This window comes from Bacteroides sp. 41_26 (assembly GCF_949740115.1).
GTDB classification, from domain to species: domain Bacteria; phylum Bacteroidota; class Bacteroidia; order Bacteroidales; family Bacteroidaceae; genus Bacteroides; species Bacteroides nordii.
The window spans coordinates 1-6,537 of record NZ_CATJGZ010000030.1; the positions used below are offsets into that span (position 1 = coordinate 1).

Consider the following 6,537-nt stretch of genomic DNA (forward strand, 5'->3'; position numbering starts at 1 on the left):
ACCGGTAGCTCTAAGTGGAATCAGAAACTGTCTGAAGCACGTGCTCAGGCCGTTTACGATGCACTTGTTAAAGAAGGCGTAAGCAAAGATCAGCTTGAATTGGTTGGCTTCGGTGGAACTGCCAATATGTTCGGTAAGAACTTCCTGAACCGTGTAGTGATTCTGGAATAAAATATGGGTTCTATAGAGCGAAAGCTTTGAATGAAAGAAAGGACGTCTGCAACAGACGTCCTTTTTTTTGTACCTCATGGGATGTAATCAAAATAATAATCGTATTTTTGTACCCCAATTATGAGTAGAATATTAGCAATAGATTATGGTAGGAAACGTACAGGACTTGCTGTTAGCGATACAATGCAGATTATCGCAAATGGTCTGACAACTGTGCCTACGCATGAGTTACTGGACTTTATAGCTGGTTATGTACAAAAAGAACCGGTAGAACGCATCATTATTGGTTTGCCCAAACAGATGAATAATGAAGTTTCTGAAAACATGAAGTATATTGAACCTTTTGTCCGTTTGCTGAAGAAAAAAATACCGGAAATGCCTGTTGAGTTTGTAGACGAACGCTTTACTTCTGTGTTGGCACATCGCACGATGCTGGAAGCCGGGTTGAAAAAGAAAGATCGTCAGAATAAGGCTTTGGTAGATGAAATCAGTGCTACTATTATCTTGCAAACATATCTCGAAAGTAAACGTTTTTAGTAAAGAGACAACCGTATAATATAAATAAGGAATAAGAAAGAAATATGATTTTACCAATTTACACATACGGCCAGCCTGTATTAAGAAAGGTGGCCGAAGATATTACGCCCGATTATCCGGAGCTGAAGAAGCTGATAGAGAATATGTTTGAAACAATGGTCCATGCCGATGGAGTTGGTCTTGCTGCCCCTCAAATCGGACTTCCTATCCGGGTTGTAACCATTACACTGGATCCGTTATCAGAAGATTATCCGGAGTTTAAAGATTTTAATCGTGCTTATATTAACCCTCACATCCTTGAAGTGGGAGGAGATGAAGTAGCAATGGAGGAGGGCTGCCTCAGCCTTCCGGGTATTCATGAAACAGTGAAAAGAGGAGATCGTATACGTGTGAAGTATATGGACGAGGATTTCGTTGAACACGATGAGGTGGTAGAAGGATACCTGGCCCGTGTGATGCAGCACGAGTTCGATCATCTGGATGGTAAAATGTTTATTGATCACATTTCTCCGCTTCGCAAACAGATGATAAAGGGAAAACTGAATACAATGCTGAAGGGAAAAGCCCGTAGCTCATATAAGATGAAACAAGTGAAGTGAGGGGGGGATTTACGATTGGACGATTTGATGATTTACTATTTACGATTGATAAATGTTTTATTTATGAAAAAAAGTAACTTTAATCGTAAATTGTAAATCGTCAAATCGTAAATCTTCTTGGCTAAATACTCAAAAAATATAAAAAGTTAACCGATATCCCTGTTTAATAGCCGAAAAGCATTACTTTTGCTTCACTTATTAAGTAGTATTCAAAGGCCAATGATAAAAAAGATATTAGTAGCACTCATGCTACTGCCTACGCTGGTGTATGCTCAAATAAATACAGAGCGGGTAATGATGATTGCCCGTAATGCGCTTTATTTTGAAGACTATGTGCTCTCTATCCAATACTTTAATCAGGTAATCAATGCGAAACCTTATTTGTACGAGCCTTATTTTTTCAGAGGCTTGGCTAAAATAAATCTGGATGATTTTCAGGGTGCGGAGGCTGATTGTGATAAAGCTATCGAGCGTAATCCTTTTGTTGTGGGAGCTTACCAGATTCGAGGGTTGGCCCGTATCCGGCAGAATAAGTATGATGGTGCGATTGAAGATTATCAGAAAGCCCTGTTTTATGCACCGGAGAATGTTACGTTGTGGCACAATCTGACTTTATGCCATATTCAGAAAAAAGATTATAAAGCTGCAGAAGAAGATTTGGGTAAATTATTGGCCATATCTCCCAAATATACACGAGCCTATCTCATGCGTGGTGAAGTGGCTTTAAAACAGCAGGATACTATTAGGGCATTGAATGATTTTAATACAGCTATCGAGCTGGATAAATACGATCCGGATGCATGGTCGTCACGGGCTATTGTACAGTTACAACAATCCAAGTATGCAGAGGCTGAGTCCGATTTCAACCAGGCTATTCGTTTGAGTGCCCGGAATGCCGGGAATTATATTAATCGTGCTTTGGCTCGTTTCCATCAGAACAATCTGAGAGGGGCCATGAGCGACTATGACCTCGCTTTGGATATAGATCCAAACAATTTTATCGGGCATTATAACCGTGGTTTGCTGCGTGCACAAGTGGGAGATGACAACCGTGCTATTGAAGATTTTAACTTTGTGCTTGAAATAGAACCGGATAATATGATGGCTACCTTTAACCGTGGATTGTTGCGTGCACAAACGGGAGATTACCGGGGAGCGATCAAGGATTATACTACAGTTATTGATCAGTATCCTAACTTCCTGGCAGGTTATTATCAGCGTGCTGAAGCCAGAAAGAAAATAGGAGACCGCAAAGGAGCCGAAGCGGATGATTTCAAAATTATGAAAATGCAGCTCGATCGTCAGAATGGTGGTGTGTCAAATAAAGATGTGGCACAAAATAATAAAGATGATAAGGCTGAGAATAATGAAGATGAAGAAGACGAAGGCAAGACACGTAAGAAGTCGGATAAAAATATGAATAACTATCGTAAGATAGTGATAGCAGACGATTCTGAACAGGAACGGCAGTACAAGAGCGATTACCGGGGTAGAGTACAGGATCGTAACGTGAATATCAAGCCCGAACCGATGTTTGCACTTACTTATTATGAGAAGATGAGTGATGTGAAGCGTTCTGTGAACTATCATACTTACATTGACGAACTGAACCAGACGGGTATATTCCCGAAGCGTCTGCGTCTTACTAATATGGAAGCGCCGTTGACCGAAGAGCAGGTTAAGTTCCATTTTGCATTGATCGATGCCCATACTTCTGCCATTGTGGAAGATGAGAAGAGTGCTGCGAAACGTTTTGCCCGTGCGCTCGATTTTTATCTTGTACAGGATTTTACAAGCTCGGTTGACGACCTGACACAAGCCATCTTGCTGGACGATACATTCTTCCCTGCTTACTTTATGAGAGCTTTGGTGCGCTGTAAGCAGTTGGAGTATCAAAAAGCCGAAGAAGCTACAAGTGCCAAACAGGGCATCGATTCGTCTCATAAGGAGATCGGTGCGGTAGATTATGATGCGGTAATAGCAGATTTAAACCGTGTGATTGCTTTGGCACCCGATTTCGTTTATGCTTACTACAATCGTGCTAATGTGTCGGCAATGTTGAAAGATTATCGTTCTGCATTGGTCGATTATGACAAAGCCATCGAGTTGAATCACGATTTTGCAGATGCGTATTATAACCGTGGATTGACCCATATTTTCCTGGGTAATAATAAGCAAGGAATTACAGATTTGAGTAAGGCTGGTGAACTGGGGATTGTTTCGGCATACAATATTATTAAACGTTTCACCGATCAGATGGAATAACATTTTTTTTATAAATAATAGAAAACTCAAAAAGATTTAGCTATTTTTGCACCAAAAAGTGAAGTAAAGCTGCACCTTGGCATAAAAAATGAACTCGTTCATTTTATTCTGCTCTCGGTTTGCACTATCTTTGCGTGCTAAAAAGAAAAATATAACATCACATTATGATAAAGATAACATTTCCCGATGGCTCTGTTCGTGAATATAACGAGGGAGTGAACGGTTTGCAAATTGCAGAAAGTATCAGTTCGCGACTGGCACAGGAAGTACTGGCTTGTGGCGTGAACGGTGAAATTTATGATTTAGGTCGCCCTATTAATGAAGATGCTTCTATCGTACTTTATAAATGGGAGGACGAGGAAGGTAAACATGCTTTCTGGCATACAAGTGCTCACTTGCTGGCAGAGGCATTGCAGGAACTTTATCCAGGCATACAGTTTGGTATTGGGCCGGCTATTGAGAATGGTTTTTACTATGATGTTGATCCGGGTGAAGCTGTGATCAAAGAAGCTGATCTGCCGGCTATTGAAGCTAAAATGGCAGAGTTGGTGGCAAAGAAAGAGGCTGTGGTTCGTGCAGACATTGCAAAAACCGATGCTTTGAAAATGTTTGGTGATCGTGGTGAAACCTACAAATGCGAATTGATATCCGAATTGGAAGACGGTCATATTACTACCTATACGCAAGGAGCTTTTACTGATCTTTGCCGTGGTCCTCACTTGCTGACTACTGCTCCGATCAAGGCTATCAAACTGACTTCTGTGGCAGGTGCATACTGGCGTGGCCATGAAGACCGTAAGATGCTGACTCGTATTTATGGTATTACTTTCCCGAAAAAGAAAATGCTGGATGAATACCTGACGCTGATGGAAGAAGCTAAAAAGCGCGATCATCGTAAGATTGGTAAGGAGATGCAGCTTTTTATGTTCTCTGATACAGTGGGTAAGGGACTTCCGATGTGGTTGCCAAAGGGAACTGCACTTCGTTTGCGCCTGCAAGAGTTCTTGCGTCGTATCCAGACCCGTTATGATTATCAGGAAGTGATAACTCCGCCTATCGGTAATAAATTGTTGTATGTAACTTCCGGACACTATGCCAAATATGGTAAAGATGCTTTCCAGCCGATACATACTCCCGAAGAAGGTGAAGAGTACTTCTTGAAACCAATGAACTGTCCGCATCATTGCGAGATTTATAAGAATTTCCCGCGTTCGTACAAAGACCTTCCTTTGCGTCTTGCAGAGTTTGGTACGGTATGCCGCTACGAACAAAGCGGTGAACTTCACGGTTTGACTCGTGTACGTAGTTTTACACAGGATGATGCACACATATTCTGTCGTCCGGATCAGGTGAAGGGTGAATTCCTTCGCGTAATGGATATTATCTCTATTGTGTTCCGTTCAATGGACTTTACTAACTTTGAAGCTCAGATTTCTCTGCGTGACAAGGTTAACCGTGAGAAATATATCGGTAGTGATGAGAACTGGGAAAAGGCAGAGCAAGCCATCATTGAAGCCTGTGAAGAAAAAGGTTTGAAGGCTAAAATAGAATATGGAGAGGCTGCTTTCTATGGTCCTAAGCTTGATTTTATGGTGAAAGATGCCATCGGTCGTCGCTGGCAGTTGGGAACAATCCAGGTAGACTACAACCTGCCGGAGCGTTTTGAACTCGAATACATGGGATCTGATAACCAGAAACATCGTCCGGTAATGATTCATCGTGCTCCTTTCGGATCGATGGAACGCTTTGTGGCAGTGCTTATTGAGCATACAGCCGGAAAATTCCCGTTGTGGCTGACACCCGATCAGGTAGCCATTCTGCCGATCAGTGAAAAGTTCAATGACTATGCTGAGCAGGTAAAGATGTATCTGAGAACACATGAAGTCCGTGCGATTGTTGACGATCGTAATGAAAAGATCGGTCGTAAGATACGCGATAATGAAATGAAACGTATTCCTTACATGCTGATTGTGGGTGAGAAAGAGGCCGAAAACGGTGAAGTTTCAGTTCGCAGACAAGGTGAAGGCGATAAAGGGACTATGAAATTTGAAGAATTTGCTAAAATTTTGAACGAAGAAGTTCAGAATATGATAAATAAGTGGTAACTTTGCGCGCAATTAATAAATTAAAATAAATTGGTAGACAATAAAAAACAACCCGGAAGTAAACGTTATTTGATGAAGAACGACAGCTTAAAAGGGCAGTACAGAATCAACGAACAGATTCGAGCCAAAGAAGTACGCATCGTAAGCGATGATATAGAACCTAAGGTATATCCTATTTTCCAGGCCTTGAAGATGGCTGAAGAAAAAGAACTTGACCTGGTAGAAATTTCACCTAATGCAGAACCCCCTGTTTGTCGTATTATTGACTACTCTAAATTTCTTTACCAGCAAAAGAAGCGTCAGAAGGAACAAAAGGCTAAGCAAGTGAAGGTGAACGTAAAAGAGATACGTTTCGGACCTCAGACAGATGACCATGATTATAACTTTAAGTTGAAGCATGCAAAAGGATTTTTGGAAGATGGTGACAAAGTGAAAGCTTATGTATTCTTTAAAGGACGTTCTATTCTTTTCAAAGAACAAGGTGAGGTGTTGTTATTGCGTTTTGCCAATGATCTGGAAGATTATGCAAAAGTAGATCAGTTGCCTGTTTTGGAAGGGAAGCGCATGATTATTCAGCTTTCTCCGAAGAAGAAAGAAGGTGCTCCTAAGAAGCCCGTTGCTCCTAAGGTAGCTGCGCCTAAAGTTGCAGTTCCGAAAGCAAGTGAAGAGTCAACTGAAGAATAAGAAAGAAATGCGTAACGCGCCAGGTATAGTGCGTTGCCATATAATTTAATAATTTAAAATCAAGTAAGATGCCAAAGATGAAGACTAACTCCGGTTCTAAAAAAAGGTTTACCCTTACCGGAACAGGTAAAATCAAAAGAAAGCACGCTTTTCACAGTCACATTTTGACTAAGAAA

At 41.2% G+C, this 6,537-nt stretch carries 7 protein-coding genes; all 7 read left to right on the top strand.

What is annotated here, in order from left to right; translation table 11 throughout:
• A partial coding sequence (locus QX565_RS00375; protein WP_289290571.1) for an OmpA family protein occupies positions 1-171 on the top strand: 171 nt, incomplete at its 5' end.
• Positions 172-291: 120 nt separating this feature from the next.
• The gene (gene ruvX, locus QX565_RS00380) at positions 292-708 is read left to right on the top strand and encodes a Holliday junction resolvase RuvX (RefSeq protein WP_002561644.1); all 417 of its coding nucleotides are present in this window, start codon (positions 292-294) and stop codon (positions 706-708) included.
• Positions 709-752: 44 nt separating this feature from the next.
• Positions 753-1,307 carry a peptide deformylase gene (gene def / locus QX565_RS00385; RefSeq protein WP_221648758.1) on the top strand — a complete coding sequence of 185 codons (555 nt, stop codon included), beginning with the start codon at positions 753-755 and terminating at the stop codon, positions 1,305-1,307.
• A gap of 219 nt (positions 1,308-1,526) precedes the next feature.
• The gene (locus QX565_RS00390; RefSeq protein WP_221648757.1) at positions 1,527-3,572 is read left to right on the top strand and encodes a tetratricopeptide repeat protein; all 2,046 of its coding nucleotides are present in this window, start codon (positions 1,527-1,529) and stop codon (positions 3,570-3,572) included.
• A 164-nt stretch (positions 3,573-3,736) separates the two neighbouring features.
• The gene (thrS, locus tag QX565_RS00395; RefSeq protein ID WP_221648756.1) at positions 3,737-5,677 is read left to right on the top strand and encodes a threonine--tRNA ligase; all 1,941 of its coding nucleotides are present in this window, start codon (positions 3,737-3,739) and stop codon (positions 5,675-5,677) included.
• Positions 5,678-5,749: 72 nt separating this feature from the next.
• Entirely contained in the window at positions 5,750-6,361 is a 612-nt protein-coding gene (infC, locus tag QX565_RS00400) for a translation initiation factor IF-3 (protein ID WP_221648755.1), read from the top strand.
• A gap of 68 nt (positions 6,362-6,429) precedes the next feature.
• Positions 6,430-6,537, top strand: a 108-nt coding sequence (gene rpmI / locus QX565_RS00405) for a 50S ribosomal protein L35 (protein WP_289290573.1), incomplete at its 3' end; no start/stop codon positions are given.